At 59.1% G+C, this 25,052-nt stretch carries 22 protein-coding genes and 1 pseudogene; 8 read left to right on the top strand and 15 right to left on the bottom strand.

The features are described from left to right. Positions 1-149: 149 nt before the first annotated feature. The 5 genes from NKH91_RS27895 to NKH91_RS27915 form a co-directional block, all read right to left on the bottom strand. Positions 150-929, bottom strand: a complete 780-nt coding sequence (locus NKH91_RS27895; protein ID WP_352885352.1) for a phytanoyl-CoA dioxygenase family protein — start codon at positions 927-929, stop codon at positions 150-152. A gap of 44 nt (positions 930-973) precedes the next feature. Beyond that, positions 974-1,423: a hypothetical protein gene (locus NKH91_RS27900; RefSeq protein WP_352885353.1), complete on the bottom strand. Its 450-nt coding sequence runs from the start codon at positions 1,421-1,423 to the stop codon at positions 974-976. A gap of 12 nt (positions 1,424-1,435) precedes the next feature. Next, positions 1,436-2,740: a lysine N(6)-hydroxylase/L-ornithine N(5)-oxygenase family protein gene (locus tag NKH91_RS27905; protein ID WP_352885354.1), complete on the bottom strand. Its 1,305-nt coding sequence runs from the start codon at positions 2,738-2,740 to the stop codon at positions 1,436-1,438. A gap of 245 nt (positions 2,741-2,985) precedes the next feature. Next, positions 2,986-3,357, bottom strand: a complete 372-nt coding sequence (locus tag NKH91_RS27910; RefSeq protein ID WP_352885355.1) for an iron-sulfur cluster assembly accessory protein — start codon at positions 3,355-3,357, stop codon at positions 2,986-2,988. A gap of 503 nt (positions 3,358-3,860) precedes the next feature. After that, a complete protein-coding gene (locus NKH91_RS27915; protein ID WP_352885356.1) occupies positions 3,861-4,307 on the bottom strand; it encodes a hypothetical protein in 447 nt (148 codons plus the stop codon). Here NKH91_RS27915 and NKH91_RS27920 point away from each other — a divergent pair. The 4 genes from NKH91_RS27920 to NKH91_RS27935 all read left to right on the top strand — a co-directional run bounded on the left by NKH91_RS27920 (position 4,283) and on the right by NKH91_RS27935 (position 8,886). After that, a complete protein-coding gene (locus tag NKH91_RS27920; protein WP_352885357.1) occupies positions 4,283-6,373 on the top strand; it encodes a prolyl oligopeptidase family serine peptidase in 2,091 nt (696 codons plus the stop codon). The two genes, NKH91_RS27915 and NKH91_RS27920, sit on opposite strands and share 25 nt — an antisense overlap. 173 nt (positions 6,374-6,546) lie before the next feature. After that, positions 6,547-7,242 (top strand): OmpW/AlkL family protein, encoded by a 696-nt coding sequence (locus tag NKH91_RS27925; RefSeq protein WP_502899037.1) that lies wholly within the window; start codon positions 6,547-6,549, stop codon positions 7,240-7,242. A gap of 166 nt (positions 7,243-7,408) precedes the next feature. Then, positions 7,409-8,251, top strand: a complete 843-nt coding sequence (gene proB / locus NKH91_RS27930) for a glutamate 5-kinase (protein ID WP_352885358.1) — start codon at positions 7,409-7,411, stop codon at positions 8,249-8,251. A gap of 368 nt (positions 8,252-8,619) precedes the next feature. Further along, on the top strand, positions 8,620-8,886 hold the full coding sequence (locus NKH91_RS27935; protein WP_352818123.1) for a DNA -binding domain-containing protein: 267 nt from the start codon (positions 8,620-8,622) through the stop codon (positions 8,884-8,886). A 626-nt stretch (positions 8,887-9,512) separates the two neighbouring features. Here NKH91_RS27935 and NKH91_RS27940 read toward each other — a convergent pair. From NKH91_RS27940 to NKH91_RS27955, 4 genes are all read right to left on the bottom strand, one after another. Further along, the gene (locus NKH91_RS27940) at positions 9,513-10,238 is read right to left on the bottom strand and encodes an autoinducer binding domain-containing protein (RefSeq protein ID WP_502899039.1); all 726 of its coding nucleotides are present in this window, start codon (positions 10,236-10,238) and stop codon (positions 9,513-9,515) included. 550 nt (positions 10,239-10,788) lie between these two features. Then, a complete protein-coding gene (locus NKH91_RS27945) occupies positions 10,789-11,844 on the bottom strand; it encodes a GlxA family transcriptional regulator (RefSeq protein WP_352885360.1) in 1,056 nt (351 codons plus the stop codon). Further along, positions 11,844-12,953 carry a mandelate racemase/muconate lactonizing enzyme family protein gene (locus NKH91_RS27950; RefSeq protein ID WP_352885361.1) on the bottom strand — a complete coding sequence of 370 codons (1,110 nt, stop codon included), beginning with the start codon at positions 12,951-12,953 and terminating at the stop codon, positions 11,844-11,846. The genes NKH91_RS27945 and NKH91_RS27950 overlap by 1 nt, the downstream gene beginning before the upstream one ends. Before the next feature lie 8 nt (positions 12,954-12,961). Then, positions 12,962-14,515 carry a trimethylamine methyltransferase family protein gene (locus NKH91_RS27955; protein ID WP_352885362.1) on the bottom strand — a complete coding sequence of 518 codons (1,554 nt, stop codon included), beginning with the start codon at positions 14,513-14,515 and terminating at the stop codon, positions 12,962-12,964. A gap of 470 nt (positions 14,516-14,985) precedes the next feature. On the opposite strand from NKH91_RS27955, the gene NKH91_RS27960 reads away from it, so the two are divergent. From NKH91_RS27960 to NKH91_RS27970, 3 genes and pseudogenes are all read left to right on the top strand, one after another. After that, the gene (locus NKH91_RS27960; RefSeq protein ID WP_352885363.1) at positions 14,986-15,921 is read left to right on the top strand and encodes a glycine betaine ABC transporter substrate-binding protein; all 936 of its coding nucleotides are present in this window, start codon (positions 14,986-14,988) and stop codon (positions 15,919-15,921) included. Between the two features lie 79 nt (positions 15,922-16,000). Next, a complete protein-coding gene (locus tag NKH91_RS27965) occupies positions 16,001-17,179 on the top strand; it encodes a quaternary amine ABC transporter ATP-binding protein (protein WP_352885364.1) in 1,179 nt (392 codons plus the stop codon). Between the two features lie 16 nt (positions 17,180-17,195). Then, positions 17,196-18,014, top strand: a pseudogene (locus NKH91_RS27970) (ABC transporter permease); the annotation flags it as partial. A 62-nt stretch (positions 18,015-18,076) separates the two neighbouring features. On the opposite strand, the gene NKH91_RS27975 reads toward NKH91_RS27970, so the two are convergent. Genes NKH91_RS27975 through NKH91_RS27985 form a run of 3 tightly spaced genes read right to left on the bottom strand, consistent with a single transcriptional unit; the run spans position 18,077 to position 19,788 of the window. Beyond that, complete coding sequence (locus NKH91_RS27975; RefSeq protein ID WP_352885366.1) at positions 18,077-18,841, bottom strand: SDR family NAD(P)-dependent oxidoreductase; 765 nt, start codon at positions 18,839-18,841, stop codon at positions 18,077-18,079. A gap of 9 nt (positions 18,842-18,850) precedes the next feature. Further along, positions 18,851-19,462 (bottom strand): SDR family NAD(P)-dependent oxidoreductase, encoded by a 612-nt coding sequence (locus NKH91_RS27980; RefSeq protein ID WP_352885367.1) that lies wholly within the window; start codon positions 19,460-19,462, stop codon positions 18,851-18,853. A gap of 5 nt (positions 19,463-19,467) precedes the next feature. Further along, positions 19,468-19,788, bottom strand: a complete 321-nt coding sequence (locus tag NKH91_RS27985) for an SDR family NAD(P)-dependent oxidoreductase (RefSeq protein WP_352885368.1) — start codon at positions 19,786-19,788, stop codon at positions 19,468-19,470. Between the two features lie 350 nt (positions 19,789-20,138). Between NKH91_RS27985 and NKH91_RS27990 the strand changes: the two genes are divergently transcribed. Further along, positions 20,139-21,050, top strand: coding sequence for a LysR substrate-binding domain-containing protein (locus tag NKH91_RS27990; protein ID WP_352885369.1), 912 nt, complete (start codon positions 20,139-20,141; stop codon positions 21,048-21,050). Here NKH91_RS27990 and NKH91_RS27995 read toward each other — a convergent pair. From NKH91_RS27995 to NKH91_RS28005, 3 genes are read right to left on the bottom strand one after another with little or no spacing between them, the layout of a single operon-like run. Then, positions 21,047-22,369: an NAD(P)/FAD-dependent oxidoreductase gene (locus NKH91_RS27995; RefSeq protein ID WP_352885370.1), complete on the bottom strand. Its 1,323-nt coding sequence runs from the start codon at positions 22,367-22,369 to the stop codon at positions 21,047-21,049. The genes NKH91_RS27990 and NKH91_RS27995 overlap by 4 nt on opposite strands. Positions 22,370-22,382: 13 nt before the next feature. Further along, positions 22,383-23,909 (bottom strand): aldehyde dehydrogenase, encoded by a 1,527-nt coding sequence (locus tag NKH91_RS28000; RefSeq protein ID WP_352885371.1) that lies wholly within the window; start codon positions 23,907-23,909, stop codon positions 22,383-22,385. Next, complete coding sequence (locus tag NKH91_RS28005; RefSeq protein ID WP_352570151.1) at positions 23,887-24,831, bottom strand: dihydrodipicolinate synthase family protein; 945 nt, start codon at positions 24,829-24,831, stop codon at positions 23,887-23,889. The genes NKH91_RS28000 and NKH91_RS28005 overlap by 23 nt, the downstream gene beginning before the upstream one ends. Positions 24,832-25,052: the final 221 nt, after the last annotated feature.

The raw sequence follows: 25,052 nt of genomic DNA on the forward strand, positions 1-25,052 counted from the left end.
TGCGACCACCTCCACAATCCACGTGCCGAAGCGTCGTAACGAGCTGCGGTCGATGCTCCGCGATCCCGCAAATCAGAACGCCATACTCTCCGCGCATTTTTGAGCGGTCGATCAGTTTCGTGTGCATGCCTTCGCTTGGCTGCGTGAGCTCAATCGCGATAGAAAATGCCATTTGGGGGCTTGAGTTTGTCGAGATCGGCCACTTTGCCCTCGGGCGGGTTAAGGGCGCGCTTAAGCACGTTATATTCAGCGCGGGTCGGTCCACCGGTTGAAGCACGCTGGAACACCAAGTAGAGTGTCCGCCGCGAACGATTGCTTTTGTTCGGTCGTGAGTAGTGCGGTGCGTAATCGTCGAAGATGAAGATGTCGCCAGCCTTCCATACTACGGGTTCCCAGGAGAACATTTCGGCGACTTGAGGATCGATCACCCCACCGGCATCCATGGGAAACACCCCCTTCTTGTGGTTGCCGGGGCTGAAGAAAAGCCCGCCGTTTTCCGGGTCGGAGTCGTCGATGCCTATGGCAACCACCGCATGGACCATCCGGTCGGGGAGTTTGTGTGGAATGTGATAAATGTCCTGATGCGGGAGATAGCCGCCGCTGTCGGGGTAGTGGAAAATCAGCAACTGCTTGAGCCTCCGCGAATCTTCGCCAAGCAAATCCTCGACCGCTGACTTTATGCGCTGATCTTCTAAGAGCAAACGACGCAATGGATCATGGAAGTCGAGAAAATTCTCGATCTTGGAGATGATCTTTCGATTGTCCGTTGTCTTCTCGAACCACATGAGCCATTTATCATCGCTGACATCCCAGCGTGACATATCTTCGACAAAAGTAGAGATATCTTCCCGAGCCGCTGGAGCGAAGAACCTTTCGAGCCTGACGTATCCGTCTTTCTGCCACTTTTCTCTTTGTGCATCAGTCAACATACGAAAAGCCTCCTGTTGGAAGACTGGTTAGTCGGACATCCCAATTAGGGCAGTCGGGCGCTGGTCAAGTTGCGGGTCCACAGAGACGGACTCACGTCATGTGGGACGGCGATGCTAAGTGCGTTCCGCTCCGGCGGATATTGCCCGCAGAAGCTCGGCCCGAGACTGCCTATGTCAGGCTCAGCCGGGTCCAGGGGTTCCGTAAACTGGGCCGGATCTATCGCTTCACCCGGTCCAGCCACGACACGCATTGCTAAAGGCCGGCACCATCCGCTGACCGCCGACCCAGCCATGGCCGGCAAGACCACGGCGCTCTTTCGAGTGAGCGACCTGGTACGGTCTTGACAACCGTAGGGGAAATGCACGCCCCCAGAACAATGCGATGCGCCGCTTGGTCCAAGAGCTTGTTCGGACACGATGATTTCGGAGAAACTTCCGGCCTTCGCCGCAGCGGAGGCGGACATCATTCCCAAGATGCCACCGCCGATGATCAAAAAATCTACGAGTCATATGCCGCTGCCCATTTCTTCGGCTACGGTGTCGGGCCAGCTCTCGATCGAGGTATGGCTAATGAAGCCAGGATGCTCGGGGTTCGCGCATGGCGCGCGCCCAAGAAGGCTATCGAGGATGCGGCGGGCGCGCCAGGCCAGCAGGCTTAGGTTCGGATCGGCGAGGCCGCGCTGCCCGAGGCTCGCGTTTTGTACGAAGATGCGTCTGTCACGCGGTCCGTCCCAGCTGACCGAAAAATCCTCGCGAATAGCTAATTCATTCTCGATCTGCTCCAGCCGGTGCGCGATGGGTTCCAAGAAGCCTGGCACCGCGTTCTCGTAACCGGTGGCCAGGATGACGATGTCAGCCGTGACTTCTTCGACCTCGACCATGCCGTGCTGCAGGGTCAGCCTGTGACCCGCGCCGGCGTTGATGCAGTGCGAGACGGTGCAGCCCGGCCGCAGTGTGATGTCGCATCGGTTTGGCTCGAAAAACGCGTGGCGGTACAGCACCTGATAGACCGCGCGCAACGTGCTTTCCGAAATGCCGTCCGAGGCAAGCACGAAACGCCGCAGGAGCAGCTTACGCTGCGACTCGCTCATCGCCGCGAAACGATCCGAAAAGCAGGGCATGAACAACTCGTTTGTGAACGGGCTGTTGTCCAGAGGCAGATAGTTTTCGCGCTGCGAGACCCAAGTGATCGAGGCAGGCCGCCGTTCTTTCGGCAGGCCGACAAGATGCAACATCACCTCGGCTCCCGACTGGCCTCCGCCGACCACGCAGACATGCTTTCTCCGCACCTCAGGGTGGATGTGCAGTAAAACAGATGAGTGGAACAGGTTGCGTCCAATCCAGCCCTGAAACTGAGGCGGGATTTGCGCCTGCTTGCCAATGCCAACCACGACGTCTCTGGCGCCGAGAACCGCGTTATCGGTCCGCACCCGAAACGCGCCGTCAAAGCGGATTTCGTGCACGGTCTCGCCGCCATGGACAAGTGGGTTCCTGTGGAAGGCCCAGTTCAGGTACTGCTCAAACTCAGCTCTGAACACAGCTTCGAACTGTGCGTTCAGGAAGTGGTACAAACGCCCGTTCTCGTGCAGGAAGTTTACGAAAGTGTAGGCTGATCGCGGATTCACCAGTGTGACCAGATCCTTGAAGTGACTGACCTGGAGCTCCGAGGAATCGAATGCGATGCCTGGATGCCAGCGGAAGTCGACCTGCCTATCCAGGAACAGTGCCCCTTGCCCAACTTGCTCGTGTATCTGACACGCAAGGCTCAAATTAGACGGCCCAGCGCCGACCCCAACGCAAGATAACTCCACTGCTTCCTCCTATAGAGTCTTCCCACTAGGCGGCTTGTTCGCGGCGAATATCGGCCATAGCCACTGGGCCCCCTCGCGGACGTTTCGAGCCCCGGTGCCGACCGGGTTTGCGAGAATTTGTCCAGCGCGTTCGGGTTGTCGAATGTAGACCCGAGCATTCCAGCGCGGTGACCATCGACGTGTCATGCCGGCGACGTGGGGCAACGACGTATGTCCTTTCCGCCCGTCTGGATGCCGCGTCGCCGTCACGCGAGGAGCTTTCCAGGCCCATTAAGGTGTTTGAAGCCGGCGCAATCGCCCGCCTCGACCATGACGCGCCGGCCTTTCGGCGGCTTGATGGCAGGCGAGAGCGCGGTTTTCACTGCGGCGACGGCATTTTCGGTGCGCATGATCATGGACGACCTCTCTCTGATGCATTCGCAGAATGCCGTGCATGGGCCGTGCCAGAGAAGGAAGTCCTGATTAAACAATGGGTTGGCGGATTTGCGATCTTGTCGGAAATCCGACATTGAGGGGGACGCGTACCGGCGGCGCCCGATTTGCACGTCGATGTCGCCTTTCCGAATAGCTAATCGGGCACCTTCTGCACCAGAATATTCTCTTATGGAGACCAGCACGAAGCCTTCATGAACGGACAGTACATAATCTGGTGTCTCTGCCGGACAGATCGCGATTTGCCTTCTCCCATCGAGGTCGGCAGTTGAAAGAGCTGCCAGATCCTCGCCCTATCGTGCCGTTGCACTGGCTCGATCCCGACATCCTCGGAGGCCGCGATCATGAAGAGTGACGCAATCTCATGTCCGCCGCGACGCCTCTCTCAAGAGGAAGCAATTCTCTACGTTGGGGCGGATCGATGCTCTTGATGAGATGGATGGGCGCATGCCCATACCTAAGCACATCAATGATTGGGCGATATGGGACCTTCACCAACTGGATTGTCGAATCTCTGGAAAGATAGCCGGAAGACAATTGCGTTATGGCCACTCTGCCGTGCGCCAGGGTCCCTGCGACTTGATCCAGGCAAAGGGCTGAGGCCGTAAAGCAGTCTTTTGCGCGCCACGGGTGGGCCAGGATAGAGGCAACGTAAACGCAGTTATTCGATGATCGCGCCGCGGTGTCCTCAGGCTGTGCCGCGCCCGACCCCGGCGACGAAGTGGTCGTCGATCGCCGCGTCGCCGATGTCGACCCGAAGTTCGGCCAGTTTCGCGGTGAGCTTCACTGCATCCGCAGTGCCCACCGATCTGGCACGGGAAGGTTCTATCAGGCGGTCACGGCTGCACTCGTTGTCGGATGTTCGACGATGTCGGACATGAGACACAGCGTCATCAGGATGATCGCATTGCTTTGAAACGATTTTTCTTATTTGGCACGACTCCTGCGAGGCTGTCCGCAAAACGCGCTGCGGCACGGACAGAGGAGAAATCATCGCATGATCATGCCCGCCGAACATGCGGTCGCAGCCGCTAAAGCGGAGCTTTCTCGGGCCGACGGAAAACTTTGCGCCTGTTTTCCAGGCGACTTCACTCTTCGGGTTAACCGGACATGACCGCATTCGATTGCCGCCCAACGCTGAATGCTCCCGACGATGATCCTTATCTTTGGCTTGAAGATGTAGAAGGAGAGCGGGCACTTGACTGGGCCGCCAGCCAGTCTGCCAGGACCCTGGAGCAGTTCGGTGGACCGCAATTCGAGCGGGACCATGACGCCCTGACAGCGATTTTCGATCGCCCTGACCGGATCCCCTTGATCAGCCGCCGCGGCCAGTACCTCTACAATTTCTGGCAGGATGCCCGAAATCCGCGCGGACTGTGGCGCCGGACCACCCTTGCCGCCTACATGAAAGTTGATCCCCAGTGGGAGCTACTGCTCGATCTGGACGCCCTCGCCGCTAGTGACGGAGAGGACTGGATCTGGGGCGGCGCGTCCCTTGAGCCGGAGAGACGGGAAAGAGCCGTTCTGCGCCTGTCGCGCGGCGGCAGCGACGCGGTCGTGCATCGCGAATTCGACTTGAGCTCTCAGAGCTTTGTCGCCGACGGTTTCAATCTCCCGGAGGCCAAGGGCAACATTGACTGGCTCGACTCCAACACGCTTCTGCTTTCCAGTGCGCTTGGTGATGGCATGGCCACCCGCTCCGGCTTCACGCGCACCGTGCGGCTGTGGGAGCGTGGCGCGGATCCCCTGACGGCCCCGGTAATCTTCGCGACCGGTTCCGAAACCCTCAGTGTGTCTGGCCATCTGGACCGCACCACCGAGAGCGAGCGCATATGGTTTGTCGAGCAGTTGGCCTGCTTTGAGAAGCAAGTCCGCATGGGCGATAGAGGCGGGCCGACGGTTGAGATCGACCTTCCTCGGGACGCTTGGTGGAGTGTCTTCAGCGACTGGCTGGCGGTAAAGCCGCGCAGAGCACGGACGGTTGCCGGGACGACCTATGACGCCGACGCGCTGATCGGCATTTCGCTTTCCTCCTTTCTGGCTGGCGAGCGCGGATTTAGTACCCTGTTTGAACCAGCCGAAAGGCGTTCCCTGCAGTCATTCTTCTGGAATGAGGGGAAGCTCGTCAGTTGCTACTTCAGCAACCTCGTTCCGCGATTCGAGATGTTCACCCCCGGTCCCCAGGAATGGACGCGCCGAACCCTGGACACTGTGCCCGGCGCGAACAATGTTCAACTCTGGTCACTCGACGCAGAAGGTCGCGAAACCAATGGAGAGGTCCTGGTCTGGGCTCAGGATCCGATCACGCCGCCGCAGCTTTCACTATTCGATCTCAATGCCGCGCCGCCTCTCAGCGCTTCACTAATCCTGAAGCGCAACCCGGAGAATTTTGACGCATCCGGACTGGTGGTCACGCGCCACGAGGCGGTCTCGATCGATGGTGAGATGATTCCCTATACGCAGGTCGGTCCGGCTGACGGGAACGGGGATGCCCCGGTTCACCTCACCGCCTATGGCGGGTTCGGCATGTCGCTCCTGCCCTCCTACAATTCCTCGCTCGGCAAGCTGTGGCTCGAACGCGGCGGCACGTGCGTGGTGGCGAACATCCGGGGCGGCGGCGAGTTCGGCACCCGTTGGCACGAGGCCGGGCGCAGACAGGGCAAGCGTCTCACCCATGACGATTTCGCCGCCGTTGCCGCCGACCTCGTGCGAAGAGGCATTACGCTGCCGAGGCGGATTGCCGCCCAGGGCGGCTCGAATGGCGGCCTTCTGATCGCCAATATGCTTACCCGCTATCCTGAGCGTTTCGGCGCGCTCTTCTGCACAGTCCCGCTAATCGATATGCGCCGCTACACCAAGCTTTTGGCGGGCGCGAGCTGGATTGACGAATATGGCGATCCCGACGAGCCGGAGGAATGGATTTTCCTAAAGGAAATCTCGGCCTATCACGCCGCGACACCAGGACAGCCCTATCCGCCGATCCTGCTTGCCACCACGAAGCGGGACGACCGCGTCCACCCGGGCCACGCGCGTAAGATGGCCGCAAAGCTGCAGGCTCTTGGCTATCCCGCTTACTTCTACGAGCCCGGCGCGGGCGGGCACGGTTACGGAAAGAACAATCGGGAGCGGGCCGCATTCATTGCCCTGGGTACCAATTTCCTTCGCAGTGCGATCGGCTGGCAAGCCGATGGCGTTCGATAGGTGGACGGAGACAAAGGGCAACGTCTCAACAAGTGAGTACAGGTCGATGATTGCGAGCACGGCGCAAAGAATGTGTGCGCTGTCCAACGCAAACTGCGCATGCAGCGCTCCGTCGTCCAGCAGGATTTTTCATAGTGCAATCCATCATTTCTGAAGAGCAAGGAGAGAATATCATGGCGAGAATGCGAATGGGCGTGGCGCGGGGAGTAACAGCGGCCGTCATCCTCATGGTGATGGAACATCAGGCCGTCGCGGCGGACCTGGCGCAACCGGCGAGCGTCCCGCTGGCAGGAGCCTCGGTCACGGAAGCGCCAAGCCCTTGGCAGATCCGCCTGCGTGCGTTGGGGGTCGTCACTGAGGATTCGGGCTACGTCAATGCAGTGCCCGGCTCCGGTCTTTCGTATTCAAACACGGTGACGCCGGAACTCGATATCTCCTATTTCTTCACGGACAACATCGCCGCCGAACTCATACTCGGCACCACCTATGCCAACATCGAGGGCCAAGGAGCGATCGGCGGCCTAGGCAATATCGGCAAGGTTTGGCTGCTGCCGCCCACGCTCACATTACAGTATCATTTTACCGATTTCGGCGCGTTCAAGCCCTATGTCGGTGCCGGCGTGAACTACACGATCTTCTACAACCAGGATGCCGGCAGTGCAGATGCTCTCCATGTTAAGAACACGTTCGGCACCGCGCTGCAGGTCGGGTTCGACTACATGGTGGATCAGCACTGGGGCGTCAACTTCGACGTGAAGAAGGTTTTCCTCAAGCCAGACTTCGACGTCACGGTGGACGGCGCGAAACTGACGGGGAAGGCGGACCTCGATCCCTGGTTGATAGGCGCAGGTGTCACCTACCGCTTCTGATCATGAAGGCGAGGGCGGCCTGCTGACAGCCGATCTGAAATGAAGGGCGCCTCGTGCACCCTTCTACCCTCCAAGCCCCCGCCGCCAAGAAAGGCGAGATTGGACAGACGTGTCTTCATTTCCAGTGCAGCAATGCTCAACGGCAGCATCAATAGGCCCGGTCCGATTGCTTTCGGCTCGCCGGCTGGTAGTGAAGATTGGCTCGGCACTGATCGCCAATTTAGAAACCGGAGAGATTCGCGGTCCTTGGCTTGAGACGCTAATAGAGGATGTCGCCCGAATTTTCGCACGCGGGCAGCAGGTGATCATCGTCACCTCTGGCGCTGTCGCGGTCGGCTCAAGTTACTTCAATCGCCTGGGACGAGCTCTGCCAGTCGAGGATAAACAAACGGCCGCTGCTATCGGTCAGGTTCGACTCATGCGTGCCTATGAACGGGCTTTAAGACGCCATGGGTTTGGCGTTGGGCAAATACTATTGACCCGCGAAGATATAGACAACCAGCATCGCCGCCTCAATGCGGCTTCAACCCTTCAACAGCTTCTCAAACTTCGCGCCGTACCCATTATTAACGAGAACGACACCACCGCAACCGCGGAGGTCTGTTTTGGCGACAATGATCGGCTAGCAGCTCGGGTCGCGCAGATGGTGAACGCCGACGTTGTCATTCTGCTTTCCAACGTAGATGGCCTCTTCTCGGAAGACCCACACGACAACCCCGCAGCCCGTCTGGTGACGGAGGTTCGATGCATCACTCCCGAGATAGAGGCCATGGCGGGTCATTCCTTCGCTCGCCACAGTTCGGGTGGCATGGTGACAAAGTTGCTGGCAGCAAGGATTGCCATGGACGCGGGCTGTAAAATGGTCATTGCGAGGGGAAACAAATCTTACCCGCTCGCCGCCATCGAGAACGGTGGGCCATCAACGTGGTTTGTTCCGCTCGCTAAAGCCACCCAATGCACCTCGGCAAACTCCGCCGAGGACTGTTCGAGGAGATCGAGCGAGCCTTGAGGCAGTTGCCGGCAGTTCCGCTCGAATAGCGATCGACGGCGGCCAGCGAATCCCGATCACCACGTCGAAGTCGACAGGGCCTTCCACTCGGTTCCGCATCGGCGCACCGCCGGCACCGTCCAGCTCCGCCCCGGCCGCCGCAGCGTTCTGGATGGCGACGATGAAGGCTTTCGGCGATCCAGCAGCTATTGCCAACTACCGTGCAAACGAGGCAGATGAGCGGCGCAATCCAGACCGGCGAGCTCGACAACGGGATTGGCCGAGAGGTCCGCCCGCCCGACCTGCCCCTTTATGTAATCCACATCGAGCATCTAAATCCGCTGGCGGAGGGGCTTCGCGGTGGCCACTTTGCGGAGATATAACCAGCGATGTTAGAGCCTGAATCGAACACGCCAATTGCCGACGAAGTGGACTGGTCGGATAGCCTTACGGCTTACGACAAAGCGCATTTCACGACTTATATGCGGCTCCTGGACGCCTCCGCCGATGGTGCAAGCGAAGAGGAGATGGCAAACCTGATCCTCGGCATCGATCCAGCACGCGAGCCGGAGCGCGCCAGGAAGGCTCTTCGTAGTCACCTCGACCGTGCGAACTGGATGATGACAAATGGCTACAAGAAATTGTTCGCCGGCTGAACAATCGCGCTGCGCGCTCGTTTCGGCGCGACGCGAATGATGGTGCGGTCATCTTATCCCACCAATCCGGCTGGTCGCCGGCGCTGCCTTCTGCCCAGCTCATGACCCAGGCCCGCCAGGATCACGCAACGACCCGACATCACACGGCCCTGCAGGCCACCGGCGCTCACAGCACCGGCTCGTGAAAACCGTCGTTTAGCCGAACGGCATCCACCGTCTCGTTGGAGCCGTTCAGATATCCGGCCACGCCCCAGACGCGCTCGTTTTTTGGGCGCCGTCTATCCTTCCAACAGCACAGGAACGGTATCGGGAAGCATAGTCGGCCCGCTCGACGGAAGCGACGCAACCATCGACACGACCGTCGGAATCAAAATCGTATAGTGCGGCTTCAACGCGTCGTACGAACCGATCTCCAGCCATTTGTCCGTACATCCGTGGAGCCGCTGCTTGAAAAAGGCGGTATCGCAGAAGGTTTCATTGCATGTAGTTCGTTGGCAACATCACGGTATCAATCGGTGCAATAATTTGCACCATGGTCGGGAAGGAAGGCCCCGCATTGGAGGCGAATGGCCAGCCGAAACAGCCTGTGCCTCATGGTCAGGACGACCAAAGACGAATTCAGTTTCTCAGAGAATTGAAGATCGTGAGGAGGCCAGCAGGGCTACGGCCTGATCCTTGGTGTGCACGCCGAGCTTCTTCTTCGCATTGTCGAGGTGGAAATCGACAGTGCGCGCTTTGATTCCCAAGATGCAGCCGATCGCCCAAGCGGACTTGCCGCGCGCCGACCATTGCAGGCACTCATATTCACGAGGTGTCAACGAAACGCCGTCCACTGTTCGATTGCCGGACAGCTTTCGACGAGCATAAATGTGAAAACATGTCGCCATGAGTTGGAGCGCCTGTTCGTATCGCTCAGCAACGCGCAGGAACGCGGAATTGGGCTTATCAGCGGCAAAGGTCATCGCTGCAACACAGCCTCTACGATCGATAATCGGGATCGTCAAACCGCAGCGGATGCTGAACTGGGCCGCCTCATCAAATAGCTTCTGTTGAGCCGGCGACATTTCAACGCCACACAAATCCGACCCCCATGGAAACGGACAGCCGCCACACCGCGCACGCATGATAACGGGATCGACTTTCTGATACTGGTTTTGCAGATAATGCGCGGTCCAGGGAGGTGGATAATTCGAGATCAGCTTGGGCTCGCCACAAGATTGCAGTGGCAACGACAGATAGGCAAAGGTGAGTAGATCAAGTGCCGCGGCCGCCCCGGCCATGGCATCCCGGAAATCTGTTTCATCGACACTCTCCGACAGCTTCTCCAGAAATGTCTCGAAGAGAAGCGGCATGTTCTTCGTCATTCTCCTGACTCAATCGCTTTATCTGTCTGCTGCGCGCCATTTTGACCTGGAGACTCCGCCATAAGCCGGGGCCGCATAACGGCGGCCGGTTTTGGCAGGCAGTGACCGGGCTGACCGTCTTTACAGATGCCACACGGCGCTGCGGGATCTTCGCACCGGTCGTCGCCAACCGCAGCTGCGCTGGACTGTTCGAACCGCCATCACCGAGGAGCGACAGCATCTTCCCAACGCAATAGCGCAATCAGAGAGATCTTCTTGCGAAATGAAATCCTCGCCGCCCCCGCATCATGCAATCGCGAGAAGTCATCCTGCGCCATCATGATCGGGGCCGTATCAAAGCCGTTATCAACCAATGGCTGCCGCGTGAACGTTGGTCGACAGGGAAGAGGACAACGGATAGGCGCATCTCGCCGCTTTGAGCGCTAAGATCCGGACGTATTGTTGCGACGCTTTCTGATTGTTGGTGGGCAGATCGACTCCAAACATTTGCCATGGATAGAGGGGCCGCTGTTCTCGGCTAAATTCAAATACCAATCTATCATCTTAAGCCGGGCCCAACCCAAGCCGGCACTATCGCTCGACACTGCTGCGGAGACATTCGATTGAAGGCTCTGAAGCACTTTGCGAAGTGCGAAGCAGACGTAAACCCGCAGGCCATGGCAACGTCAATGATGGGCATTCGTGTGCCTTCGATCAGGCGCTTCGCATGGTCCGTGCGAATCCGGAGATAGTGACGCACTGGCGGAAGTCCGATATGGGAAGCAAACAAGCGTTCCAGCTGGCGCCGCGATACTCCGGCCCGTTGCGCGACCTCCTCCATTGTCAGCGGGAACTCCACATTTTCCTCCATGATCCGCATTGCCATCAGGAGCTTGTCGCTGACACCCGCAAAGGCTAGACCCGACGGCCCGGTCTGGCGGTTTGATCCTGGGCGCTGACCTTGGACAGTCGCGTGGCGGCAGACCTCCTGTGCAATATACCCGCCGGCATGGCTGCCGATCAGATCGACCGCCAGGTCAAAAGCTGCCAGTTCTCCTGCGCAGGTTGAATACTGGCCGTCCTTGACAAACAAGGAATCGCTTATGCGGGGTTGGTTGAACACTTCGGCGAAAGCAGCGAGCCGCGACCAGTGTATCGTGCAGCGTGTACCTGCCAGAAGCCCCGTCCGAGCGAGCAGCCATGTCGCTGTCCCAACCGCAGATATCGGCACCGCGCGACGCGCCATCGTTCGCAGAAATCCGTTGAGCTCAGGCGTCAGTTGCTGTTCTACCGGCTCGCCCGTCACGATAGCGAGCTGGTCCGGTCTTCGAGCGTCCGAGCCGAGAACCAGTTCGTCTATGGCGACATCAACAGCAACCGAAAGGCCGTTGGCGCCCTCGATTGCCCGACCGTCAAGCCCCGCGATTCGCCACCGGAACAGCGGCAGGCTCGACACCGTGTTTGCGATCCGAAACGGTTCGAGATAGGCGTGAAGCGCCAGGTGCGAGAACCCGGGTAACACCAAAACCAACAGGTCAAACGGTGGATCGGCCGCCGCCGAATTTTTCGGCGTGGCCAACGACGTAATTGCGCTAATGTTGGCGGGTGCGTTCACTAGGATCCGTGCGTGGCTACTGGCATACCGAACATGCCGGGTTCCGGTTTGATGCCGAGGCCAGGCAGTTGCGGTACGGCGATGTGACCATTTTCGATGACAATCGGATTCTTCGCGTCGAAATGTCCTTCGATATATTCCTGCGCGATCCAGGCGCCCTCAAAACGGCGCGGCTCCACAGTGGAAGCTAAGTGCACGCAAGCCGCCGCGATTATGTCGCCACCCCATGCGTCATCACAGCTGTGCGGTAGCGAGCGGATGGCGCAAACGTCGCGGATTGTCGCCATTTTGGTGAGGCCGCCGAGACGCGTGACCTTGAAGCCGAAGCCATCCGCGATGCAGAGGGAGATCGCCCTGAGTACTGCGTTCTGATCTTCGGTGTTCTCGTCCAAATATACCGGATGCGTCACCCTGCCCTTCAGTGTGACGATCTCATCCATAGTGTTGCAGGGTTGCTCGAAAACGAATGGGATCGCCTGGCAAAGCCGGTCAAGATGAATGGCGGCTGCGACAGTGAGGCCCCTGTTGCCATCCACTGCGATACGAGCTTTGTAGCCGACCGCCTCCCAAACCTTGTGAATCGAGGCCACATCCTGTTCGAGATTTCGCCCCGAGATTTTGACCTGCAGGCGTGGATAACCTGACTTCACCTTGTCGGCGGCTATCCTGGCCGTTTCGTCAGGCGGGCCAACAATCAGCGAATAGTAGGCCGGAACACGGTCGACCAGCGCACCTCCCAGCAGTGTTGAGACCGGCACTCCAAGCCGTTGGCCGAGAAGGTCAAGGAAGGCTATGTCGAACGCTGCCTTGGCATAGCCATGCCCGTTCAAGCGTTCGTCCATGCGTTTGGCGAGAAGCCTGATCGAGGCAATCTCGGCGCCCATAAGGCCTGGGGCGATTTCGGCAATCGCCGCGCGTGCGCCGAGTGCGTGATGCGGCTGATAAACCGGCCCGACCGGGCAGGTTTCGCCCCAGCCAGTCAGTCCGTCATCGGTCACAATCTCGACAATAGTGCTGTCAAGCGCGTCTACGTCGTCGCTGGCCATTCGATAGGTGCCACCTTTAACAGGCAGCTGGACCTTATAGACATTGATCTGGTCGATGCGCATGAGGATGCTCAGTATTCCTCGTTGAGCGCGTCGACAGCGGGGATTTCCCGCGAGCGCCTATCGATATACGCGCGCAATTCCTCGTCCTTCGCGATGTCGAGCTTTGGTTCTTCATATTCGGCCAGAAGGCGGCGCGCATGCTCCAGGGCACGCTGCTTGATGTCCTTGGAGCCATCAGCGTACCACTGCTCAACCGAGTTATTGTCGAAGAGTTTCGGAATAAAGAAGGCCTTCTCGAAGTTCGCCTGTGTATGCGGATGGCCAAAGTAATGGCCGCCCGGCCCGACATCGCGGATCGCAGCCAGGGCTTCATCGTAATCGTCCCACTGGATGCCTTGCGTCATGCGATAGCCCATGGCGCAGACTTCGGCGTCGACGACGAACTTTGCGATCGAGCAGTGCATACCGGCTTCATTCCAGCCAGCCGAATGCCAAATGTAGTTTGCGCCTGACAGTAGCACGGCCATCATCGTCATCGCACTTTCATAGCCAGCTTGCGCATCGAAGATCTTGGCGCCGCCAAGCAAGTTCGAAGTGCGCCATGGCACGTTATAGCGACGGGCCATTTGGCCGATCATGAAATTCATGAGCGATATCTCTGGCGTTCCCGCCATCGGCGCTCCCGATTGCATCGACACGGTCGACAGGTAATGCCCATAAATCGCAGGGCAGCCCTTGCGCACCACCTGCGTGTAGGCAAGTGCCGAAAGCGCTTCCGCATTGAGCTGCGCCACTGCCGCCGCGGTGGAGGCTGGCGTGTTCGCGCCGCCGAGAACGAAGGGCGAGCACAAGACGGGCTGATTGCGCCGGCAGAAAGCTCGCATGCCCCCCAGCATGACCTGGTCCCACACTAGCGGCGAATTGCCATTGCAGTTTCCGGTGGTGACTGCATGCTTCTCGAGGAAGCCTTCACCGAAAAGGATCTCGCACATGTCGAGCACGTCCTCGGCATTCTTAGGCGAGGTGGTCATGCCCATGAAAATTTTGTCGGAATGCTTTATTGACGAATAGGTGATGTGCAGGTGCCGATGCGCGACAACAATGTCCATCGGCTCGACGATGTGGTGAGCCGACGAATGTAGTGCCGGCATCATGTGGGCAAGCTTGTGGAAGGTCCCAAGGTCCGCGATCGTCGGCCCACGCCTCACATCATCGAGATCGCGCATGTATGGTGCGCCTGTCATCGGCACGAAGATGGATTTGTCGCCTCCGAGCTCGACATTCTTCGCTGGGTCGCGCGCGAAATATTCGACGTTGGGGGGAATGGTCTTGATGAGCTGCATGACCAGGCCGCGCTCGAGATGAACGCGGTCATCGGCGCGCACGTCCGCTCCGGCTCTCTTCCAGTCCTCAATCGCGATCGGATCGCGAAACACCACGCCTACTTCTTCCAGGATAGAGAGAGAAGCCTCGTGAATGCGTTCGACCTGCTCGGCATCCATCGGCTCTACCACCGGCAGGCCGCGCTTCAGCGTCGGCAGCATGTCGACCTTCGGCGCGGTGCGGATCGTCCGCCTCGCTTCCCGCCCGCCTCTACGAGAGAGCTGTAGTTGAGCAGTCATGCCGGCCTCCAGACAAATAAGTCGCGACACCGAAACCGGACCGCGCTCAACTATTGCCGGAGCTTTGAGCTTTGACCTACTGCAAAAGTCTCACGCGCGTGTTGACTAACGAGCTGCACCGCCGGCTCGCTCACCCGGACTCAGAGAGATGGTTCGGGTCGAGCAGCGGCGGAGCGTTCGACGTCGCAGCTCAGCCTCACGGATATCGCGCAGACTTGGACGGAATCGCCCCAGACCGTAGGCACCCCGACAGGCAGAGCCGATGATGCATTGCGGCAAGCGAGCGAAATAAAGTCAATCGGGAGACGACTTTTTTGCGTCGACTGGCTTCCGCGGCTCCGTGGTAGCACGTTTCTTGCTTGGTGCGGGGCAAGAACAGGACAGCCCGTTCCCGGATCAGGCGAGGTGAACAGAAACGACAACCTCGGACTCATCTAGGCATCAGATGCGGTAGCGACAGGAGGATTTGAATGCCAAGGCCAAATCTCGTCAATAATGTACTCAGCGCGAGCACGTCGCGCAGAACCTTGCTGAAGGCCGGCGGCGCCGCCGCGCTGGTCATGAGCGGCCTGACGACGGGCGCCAGGGCCGACGCGTCCCGGCCGCTGGTCTATGCCTTCGCGGCATGGTCCGACGCGCTGGCAATCACCTATGTCGGGGCGAAGCTCATCGAGGACAATTTCGACTACAAGGTCCAGCCGCTGCAGGCGGAGCCGGGCGTGATCTATGCCTCGCTTAAAACCGGGAAGGCCGACCTCTATTCGAACTCGTATATGCAGGGGATGGGCCCGCTGAAAGGCGACTATCACGGCGGCCAGGCGGACTATGTAAAGAAAGTCGCCGGTTCCATCAAAGTCGTCGGCGTTTCGGAAGGCCCGATGACGCAGGGCCTTGCCGTTCCGGACTACGTTGACATCAAGAGCATCGCCGAGCTCAACGACCACGCCGACAAATTCCCAAGCGGCATCATCGGCATCGACGCCGGCTCCGGCCTCATGCAGGCCGCGGATGCAACGGTGAAGGCTTACGGTCTCAAGCTCAACCTGGTCCCGGGCAGCGAAGCTGCCATGGAAGCGGCCTTCCAGCGCGCTTACTCGAAGAACGAACCGATCGTGGTCACCACTTGGGAGCCGCTCCCGATGTGGAGCAAATTCAAGATGAGGTATCTCGAAGACCCCAAGAACACGATGATGTCGGAGCCCTACTACTGTTTCCACGTCACGTCGAAGGACTTTGAATCCAACTTCCCGAAGGCCCAGGCATTTTTGACAAGGTTCCACATCCCGAATGACGAAGAAGCCAAGATCATGGGCTGGATCGACGGCGGGATGAAGCCTGAAGACGCCGCCGCAAAGTGGATCGGCGAAGTGAAAGGCAAGGGCATCATCGAGCCGTGGCTCGCCTGATCCCGCAGCACGCATCCTCCCAAGGAGTGCGGGGGTCCGCGCCGACCCCTGCGTCACTGTTTATGCGCGGGAGCCTTGCATGAGCACGCGAAAGCAGGCCATCGAGATTAAGGACCTCTACAAGATTTATGGGCGCAACCCCGAAGTGAAACTGGACAGACTGCGTTCGGGCGCCTGCGGCCCCGACGAGGGCAGCGGTTTCGTCGCGCTCAACAACATCAATATGACGATCGAGACCGGAAAAATCTTCGTCGTAATGGGTCTCTCAGGCAGCGGGAAATCGACCCTTCTTCGCTGCATCAATCGACTTATCGACCCCACTGCCGGCCAGGTCGTGGTCAATGGGAAGGACGTCACGAAAGCCGGCAAAAAGGAACTCCGCCAGATCCGCTCCAGCACGATCGGAATGGTGTTTCAACATTTTGCGCTCCTGCCGCACATGTCGGTCATCGACAATGTTGCGTTTGGGCTCCGTGTCGCCGGGGTCGGACGCAAGGAGCGACGCGAGCGCGCAGGCAAGGCACTCGAGCTCGTAGGGCTCAGCGGATGGGGCGACCGCAAGCCGTCCAACCTTAGCGGCGGCATGCGCCAGCGCGTCGGCCTGGCGCGTGCCTTGGTGATGGACACGCCGGTGCTGCTGATGGATGAGCCGTTCAGTGCGCTCGACCCGCTCATTCGCGAGGAGATGCAACAGGAGTTGCTTCGGCTTCAGAGCACTCTGAACAAGACGATTGTCTTTGTGACACACGACCCAAACGAAGCGGCAACAATCGGTAACCGCATCGCTATTCTCCTCAAGGGAGAGGTCGTCCAGGAAGGCCAGCCGATCGATATCGTGCTCTCCCCTGCCAGCGACTACGTCAGGGACTTCGTGCGGGGCATCGATGTCTTCAAGGTGCTGTCGGCTGGCCAAGTTATGGATGCCGTCTGTCCGCCGGTGGAACTGGCGAACAAGCCGATCTCAGAATGGACGAAACACCTGTCGAAAGCCTTCGTAAAGATCGCGCCCGACGATCTGATCGCCCCCTATGTCGATGAGCTGGCGAAAGAGCAGCGCGCTTTAATCGTGGTTCAGAACGACGGAACGCCCGTCGGGATAGTCACACCCAGGTCCGTTCTCAGAGCCCTCGCGGCCCATTCCTCATTAGCGGGCTCGACGCCGAACATCGAAAAACTGAAACCTGCCGACACGACGAGGGCAAAACGCCGCGGCAGAACGGGCGACACAATAACGAACGTCAACCTCAAACGACTCTAGCTGCGGATTCATGACGATGGATTTTTCGGAGTTTGCAGGGACGGTTGCTGCGTCAATCGACGAGTTCACGACCTACCTCTCAACGCATTTCGGATTTGTCTTCGATTTCATCTCGACGGTGATCCTGGGCATCCAACAGCCCTTGGCCATGGTCCTGACGAGCGCCCAGGCCTGGCTGATCATCGCAATCGTTATGATCGGCGGTGTCCTGCTTGGGCGGCTCTCGCTGGCTATCCTCAGCGGGTGTGGGCTGGCCTTCATCTTCGTCATGAATCTCTGGGCGCCGGCGATGGTGACACTTTCGCTAGTCCTTACAGCGGCAACTGTCGCCCTGGCCATCGGCATACCCATCGGAACCCTGATCGCCGAATCCAAACGCCTGAACGCAATGGCTGAGCCAATCCTCGACTTCATGCAGACGATGCCTCCGTTCGTGCTGCTCGTTCCAGCCGTGTTCTTCTTCGGCGTTGGAACGGTTCCGGGCATCGTTGCGACGATCTTCTTCGCCATGCCGCTGCCTATCAGGCTCACTGCCCATGGTCTCAAGATGGTCGAGCCGGAAATGGTCGAGGCGGGCGAGGCCTTTGGCGCAAGTCGCCTAGCCGTGCTGTTCCTGATCAAACTGCCGCTGGCGTTCTCCTCGATTATGGCCGGTGTCAATCAGTGCGTGATGATGTCGTTGTCGATGGTCATCATCGCATCCATGATAGGCGCTGGCGGCCTGGGCGATGAGATCATCCGATCGATCTCTCGCCTTCAGGTTGGGCGAGGCGTCGAAGCTGGCCTTGCGGTCGTTGTTCTGGCGATCCTGATCGATCGCATCACCAGGCGGATAAGCGAGAAAGTTGATCCGACTGCCTGACAACACGAAGCCCGGCCGGTGACCGGGCTCTCCTCTCACGCAATCGGCAGCGGCAGTTTTTTGGTGCGTCCGCCGTCGATGACGTAGACCTGCCCGGTCACGAAGGAGCTTTCTTCCGAGGCAAGCCAAACGGCAAGGTTTCCGACATCAGTCGGCTCACCAAGACGTCCAACCGGATGCATGGCGAGCAGTTCCCTGCGGACACGCGAGCTGTCAGCCATGCTGTCGATGTAGATCTCACTGAGGTCAGAATTGATCCAGCCCGGCGCAATGGCATTGCACCGGATACCCTCGTGCCCATGGTCCACGGCGACGGCTGCTGTAAAGCCATGAATGCCAGCTTTCGAAGCGGAATATCCTGGGTGACCCGGATTAGACGCCAAGCCTTCAATCGAGCCGATGTTGACGATGCTTGCAATGCCTCGCTTGCGAAGATGCGGCATTGCCGCCTTCGTTAACAAAAATGGAGCCTTGAGGTTGATGTTCATCATCTGGTCCCAGTCCGTCTCGGCCATTTCCTCGACGGTCTTCTCGAACATGATCCCGGCGTTGTTGACGAGGATGTCAAGGCCGCCAAATCGCTCGACGACGGCCTCGACGGCCGAAACGATGTGCTCGGAGTTCGCAAGGTCCGCCTTCACATAAATGGTGCGATCGTTGAGGATCTCGTCGGGTGGCGGGTTCCTCTGCACAATGGCAACCTTGGCTCCCTCCTCCACGAAACGTCGCGTGATGCCGGCGCCGATGCCACGGCCGCCGCCAGTGATGATAGCGATTCTTCCTGCAAGTCTGTCAGCCATAGGGTGTCCTCAATAGACCGGCTTGGCGCCGTTCACTTCAACCGTCGTGCCGGCGATGTAGCGGGCGGCATCGGAACTCAAGAAATACACCGCACCGGCGATGTCTTCCGGCTCGGCAATGCGCCCGAGCGGAACCGTCTTGTTGAGCTCCGCTATGGCAGTGTCGGGATTGAAGCCGCGCTTGGCGAAGCCGGTACGCAGCATCGGCGTGTTGACCTCATTCGGACACACCGCGTTGACTCGTATCCCGTCACCGGCATGGTCGCGGCCAAGGCACTTCGATAACGCCGCCACAGCCGCCTTGCTGGTGCAATAGGCGGCATGCCCGGGTCCGGGATAAAGTCCCCAGCACGATGCGATGTTTACGATCGCGCCGCCGCCGTGGCCCTTCATATGGCCGATCGCCCTCCGGCACGTATAGAATATCGATGTCAGGTTGATTTCGAACGTCCGCTCCCAATCGATATTGTTGAAAAAGTCCGCGTCGCGGTCGCCCGTGGCACTTTCGTAGGATGGCGTTCCGCAGAGACCCCAAAATTGAATCCTGATTCCATGCAATGCGCCGGGGTGGAACTGGATTCTAATATCGGTGGCGATTTGCGGTGCGCCGGACTTTTTCAACAATATCAATCCTCATCGGTCGTCTCGAGGATATTGCCCCTCGTGATGATCCCCGCATTGTTGACGAGCACGTCCAGCCTGCCTGTGATCTGGATGGAATAGTCGATCAAATCTTCGCAATAAGCCTTGTTCCTGAGGTCGCCGGCCGTGCTCCAGACATTCTGTCCGATTCGATTGAGTTCGGCCTCGAGCTGGTCCAGGCCAGCCTGGTCGGCGTCGCTGGCAATCACATGAAAGCCGTTGGCGACGAACTGCGTGGAGATCGCTTGCCCGATACCTCCCGCCGCGCCTGTTATCACCACCGTTTTCTTTTCAATGCCAGTCATAGCTCAAGCCATCTCTGAGAGGGAAAGTTCGGCTCATAATCTCTCAACGGCTGGCGAAGACCAGTGGGGCGGCCCTGCAAAAGTCTCACCCCCTTGTTGAGTAGTTGAGCCCAGATATCGCCAGGGACATGCTAGGGTGTAGCTGCGTCGGACATGGGATTGGGCAGCGTCGCAGATCGCGCAGCATGGTGCGTACAGTTTCCCTATGTTGTGGAGGTGGCTCGGGATCGCGGCCATAGTCCGTCGCAACGCGGGCCATCGCGTCGTCTTATAAATGATTTGCCGATAACTTGGGGTTCGCTTGCCCAATCTGTCGCGCCGGGCGAATATCGAAGTGTTTGGAGCTTGAGATGGTTCGCCGCTACTACGACCTTCCGTCCCTGACTGCTTTGGCTGTTTTCGAGGCGTCTGCCCGGCACTTGTCATTCAAATTGGCTGCTGCGGAACTGAACGTCACTCCCGGCGCCGTGAGCCGGCAGATCAAGGCGATCGAGGACGAACTCGGGGTTCCGCTGTTTACCCGATTAGGAACCGGTGTGGCGCTGACAGGCGCCGGCGAAGACCTTTACGGCGTGTTGGCTACCGGTTTTTCGCGGGCCGCAGATATCGTCCGAAATGTGAAACACGGTGACCGTTCCAAGAACGTCACGCTGGCGTGCACGGACGCCTTCGCGTCGACGTGGCTGATCCCGCGGATGCCGGATTTTTGGACGAGGTACCCGGATATCGCGGTTGACCACCTTATCTCGGACAATCCCCGCGATTACCGCCGCGCCGAGGTCGAATTGCGCATCCGCTACGGGTTCGGATCGTGGTCGAATGAAGATGCTGAGCTCCTTTTCAATGAAACAATCTACCCGGTATGCGGGCCTGGGTTTGCGAGCAGGCACCGCGATGCAACGGCGGAATCGTTGGCCGACCTCCCCCTGCTGCATGTCGATTGGGTGGACCCCGATTGGGCTGGCTGGGACGAGGTCCTTCGGCGCGCGGGGGTCTCGCATGGTCCGACCCGCGGTCGGCGCTTCGGCAAGTTCTTCGTGGCGCTTCAGGCAGCTCAGGCCGATCAAGGGGTGGCTGTTGGGTGGCATCGCCTTGTCAAGGCGCAGATTGACGAGGGGAAACTCGTCAGACTGACGGATCTCGAGCTCCCAGCCCCTGGCAGCTATTATCTCACATGGTATCAAAATCGTTCGCTTTCCCCTGCCGCCCAGAGCCTGCGTAGCTGGATCCGGGAAGTGGCGGCGCAAGAACGAGAGAGCTAGAGCTCTCTGCCGGCGCGCTTCTGCATCGCCCACAACTTCATCGGCGCTCCGATCGCCATCAGCGGTTCTGGATAAAGCTGAGTCGGGGTTGGCCCTTTCAGTGCGTCTGCAACCATTGGCTCGTTGCTGCCAACGCCAAGATCGGCAGCCAGCATCCCGTAGAGGGTGCCCTGCACCGTTCCCAGGCCATTGCAGCATCCGGCAACGAAGACTCTGTCTTCAATTTCGCCGAATGCAGGCGCGGAATTGAGGGAGAGACACAAGTGGCCTCCCCAGCGAAATTCCATCGGTGCTTGACCCAGCATCGGGAAGCGCGCCTGGAATGATCGATCGTGCACGGCGCCGATCCGACGGATCTGCTTCTCGCTGGTGGACATGTCCGGATTATAGGTGAAGGTGTTGCGGACGACGATCCGATCGCCAATCCTCCGGATGGTTGATCCCATCGGATCGGCCGGGATCAAGCCCCAATGCGGCTCACCTCCCACCGCTGTCTGTTCGCTCTTGGAGAGCGGCCTCGTCATGCTGGCGTAGGTGAACACGTGCAGCAGGCGATTCTTGAAGTAACCAAAACTTTCGAGATGACCGTTGACTGTCAGTATCAACCGCGGCGCGGTGATCTCGCCCTCAGCCGTCTTGGCAGTATGCAGTTTGCCGGTCTGTAAAGATGTGACCGGGGAATTCTCGAATAGCTGCACACGCCTCGACAAGCCTTCGGCAAGCCCACGGATGAAGCCGGCGGGCTGGGCCATTACCGTTCCTGGCGTGAAGGTACCGCCGACGAAAAAATTGGTTCCAGTGATTTCCTTCAACTGCAGCGCGTCGAGCCGCTCGAATGGCTCGCCTAGCCCCGTCAGATGCTTTTCAAATTCGCGCAGAACCGCAACACCGTGATCGGTTGCAGCTCCATGGTACTTGCCGGCCCGAACGAAGAACTTCTGCAATCCGTATTCGTCCGCCGCCGAAGCAGAGAATTCAATCGCGGTCCGGTTCATGCGGATGCGTTTGTGATCGTGATCCTGGCTTCCGCCGTAATGCTCCCCACCAAGCTCGTGCGGAAGGTCGATCATGAAGCCGGAGTTGCGCCCGGCAGCACCCCAGCCGACGCGCTGAGCGTCGACCACCACTATGCGCTCGTTCGGCACCAGTTGTGCGAGGCGCCGCGCGGCCGCCAAGCCAGCAAACCCAGCTCCTACAATGAGCCAGTCCGCCTTATGACGGCCGCGCAGCACCTCAGGTGCCTTGGGAGGCGGCAGAATACCGTACCAACCGGGCATGGATGTGTCCGCAGGCGTGCGGACAGCCTCATGATCGCTCATCGGTGCGACCAGGCTAGTCTACCGAACGCGAGACTTTAGGATCGGAGATGTCCGCCCAGATGGTCTTGAGTTCAGTATATTGGTCATGGGCATGCAATGACTTGTCTCGTCCCCCGAAGCCCGAAAGCTTGAAGCCGCCGAACGGAGTCGAGACATCCCCTTCCCCGTAGCAGTTGATGGTCACCGTCCCGGCGCGAATGTCCCTTGCGATGCGATGTGCCTTGCCGAGATTGGCGGTAAAGATTGAAGCTGCAAGCCCGTATTGCGTATCGTTAGCGACCCGGAGCGCCTCGTCAGCGTTGGCCACTTTGATTACCGACAGCACTGGACCGAAAATCTCCTCTCGCGCAATCGTCATTTCGGGCGTGACATCGTCGAATACGGTCGGCTCGATGAAATAGCCTTTGCCATGCTTGTGGGCGTTGCCGCCCGTGACGATCCTGGCGCCTTCCGCCCGCCCCTTCTTGATGTAGCCCATGATGCGGTCGAACTGCTCCTTCGACACAATGGCGCCCAGCCGATTGCCCGGATCCAACGGCTCGCCCATAGGCCATTCCTTGAGCTTGTGGAGGACCGTTTCCACCAAGCGGTCCTTGATCTTCTCGTGCACGATCACGCGGGAATTGGACGAGCAGTTCTCGCCCATGTTCCAGAAGACGGCCTGGGTGACATGCTGCGCCACAACATCGAGATTCTCCGCGTCTTCCAGCACGATGCATGGGTTCTTTCCCCCGCATTCGAGCACGATACGCTTGAGATTGGACTTGGCGGAATATTCCAGGAATTTCCGGCCGACGTCAGTTGACCCGGTGAAGGCAACCATGTCGACATCGGGATGCACGCCGAGTGCCTTGCCAGTCACTTCGCCCGGACCAGTGACGATTTGCAGGACGCCCGACGGCAGCCCGGCCTCATGCGCCAGTTCGGCGATCCGCAACGTCGACATGTTGGTCTGCTCGGCCGGCTTGACGATGACGGAGTTGCCCGTCGCAAGCGCCGGACCGATCTTCCAGGCCAGCATGAGGATCGGGAAATTCCAGGGCAGAACGCAGGCGACCACGCCCAGCGGCTGGCGCACGATCATCGACACGACATCATCCCCCGAGGGTGACGTCTGGCCGTAGAGCTTATCGGTGGCTTCCGCATGCCATTGCAGGCAATGCAGGGCCTCGGGGATGTCTATGGTTTCGACGTCGTAGATCGGCTTGCCGCTTTCGAGCGTCTCAAGCACTGCAAGCTCATGGGTGTTTTGCTTCATCAGCTTCACGAGCCGTCGCAGAACCCGCTTACGCTCGCTCGGATGCGCACGCGACCAGGCGCCCGATTCAAACGCCAGTCGCGCCTTCTCGACAGCGAGATCGACATCGGCCTGGCCGCAGGAAGCGATCTTGGCGATGACCTGCCCTGTCGAGGGATTGATGGTCTCGAAAGTATCCCCAGATTGTGCAGCCCGCGCCTTGCCGTCAATTACTGCGCTGGTCGGCAGTGGCAGGCTGTCCGCTAAGTTCTGGTACTCATCACGCGTTAATAGCGATGACATTCTCGGAAGCCCTCTTCTGGGATTTTGCAGTGATTGACGCGATGACTGCCTTAAGGGTGCGGATCGTCGACTCGAGTTCCCGCTTCTGTTCGTCGCCGAGTGCCCGCATCGGCAGGCGCACGGGCCCAGCTGGCAATCCAGCCAATTCGCACCCAAACTTTATGCTCTGGACGAATTTGCCGCCCTGTTCGAGAAGCCTCATCAGAGGCAGAAGCGCCGACATGATCTGCCTGCCCTTGGTGAAGTCCTTCTCAATCACGCAGGCTTCGTACAGCGCGAGGTGCTCTGCCGGTAGGCAGTTGCCGGCGCCGCAGACCCACCCTTTTGCGCCCCAGGCGAAGAATTCGAGCGCCTGATCATCCATGCCGCAGAACAGGTCGATATGAGGATAGTCGCGAGCCAAGGCATGCAGCTGGTTCATGCTGCCGCTAGATTCCTTGATGGCACAGAAATTGGAGCTGCGACCGACGCGGTCCAGGAACTCTAGATCCATCATCGTTCCAGTGCGACCGGGATAGTTGTAGAGCATCACCGGTAGATTGGCGGCTTTGTCGATCGCAAGCGCATGATTGGCAAGTTCGAGCTGCGTGGGAACAGCGTAATACGGCGAGCCGATTAGAATGCCGTCGTACTTGAGGTCCTTTGCAATTAGCGCGTATTCAATGCAGTCGTCGGTGCGAATGGAGCCGACGCCGGCGATCAAGGGCATCTTCCCCTTCACCACGCTCCTCGCTAGCTTCAGCAGGCTGACACGCTCGTCGCGTGACTGGGCGTAGTACTCTCCTGTCGTGCCACCAACAATGATACCGTGGACCCCAGTTGAGACCAAGTGCTCGACCATGACGCAGAAGCCGTCACGGTCGATCGATCCGTCCGCATGAAAGGGCGTTGTGACGGGCGGAATAACGCCTTTGAACGACATCTGCCTGGCTCCAATTCGGGCTATTGGCCAGTGTTATATGCAAGCTGAGGAGCGGGGGCAGTCGAATTAAATTCACCTGGCAGGCAACTTTTTTGCGGCTCGGGCGGATCAAGCATACCTGCGAGAACCGGCGTATCGCCGCGCCGCCTGACACGAGCATGTCGCTCATTTGACGGCAACTACCTCTTGGCCAATCGGAGATTATGATGGTACATCGCCTT

The organism is Mesorhizobium sp. M0894, assembly GCF_040319725.1.
In the GTDB taxonomy this organism is placed as follows: domain Bacteria; phylum Pseudomonadota; class Alphaproteobacteria; order Rhizobiales; family Rhizobiaceae; genus Mesorhizobium.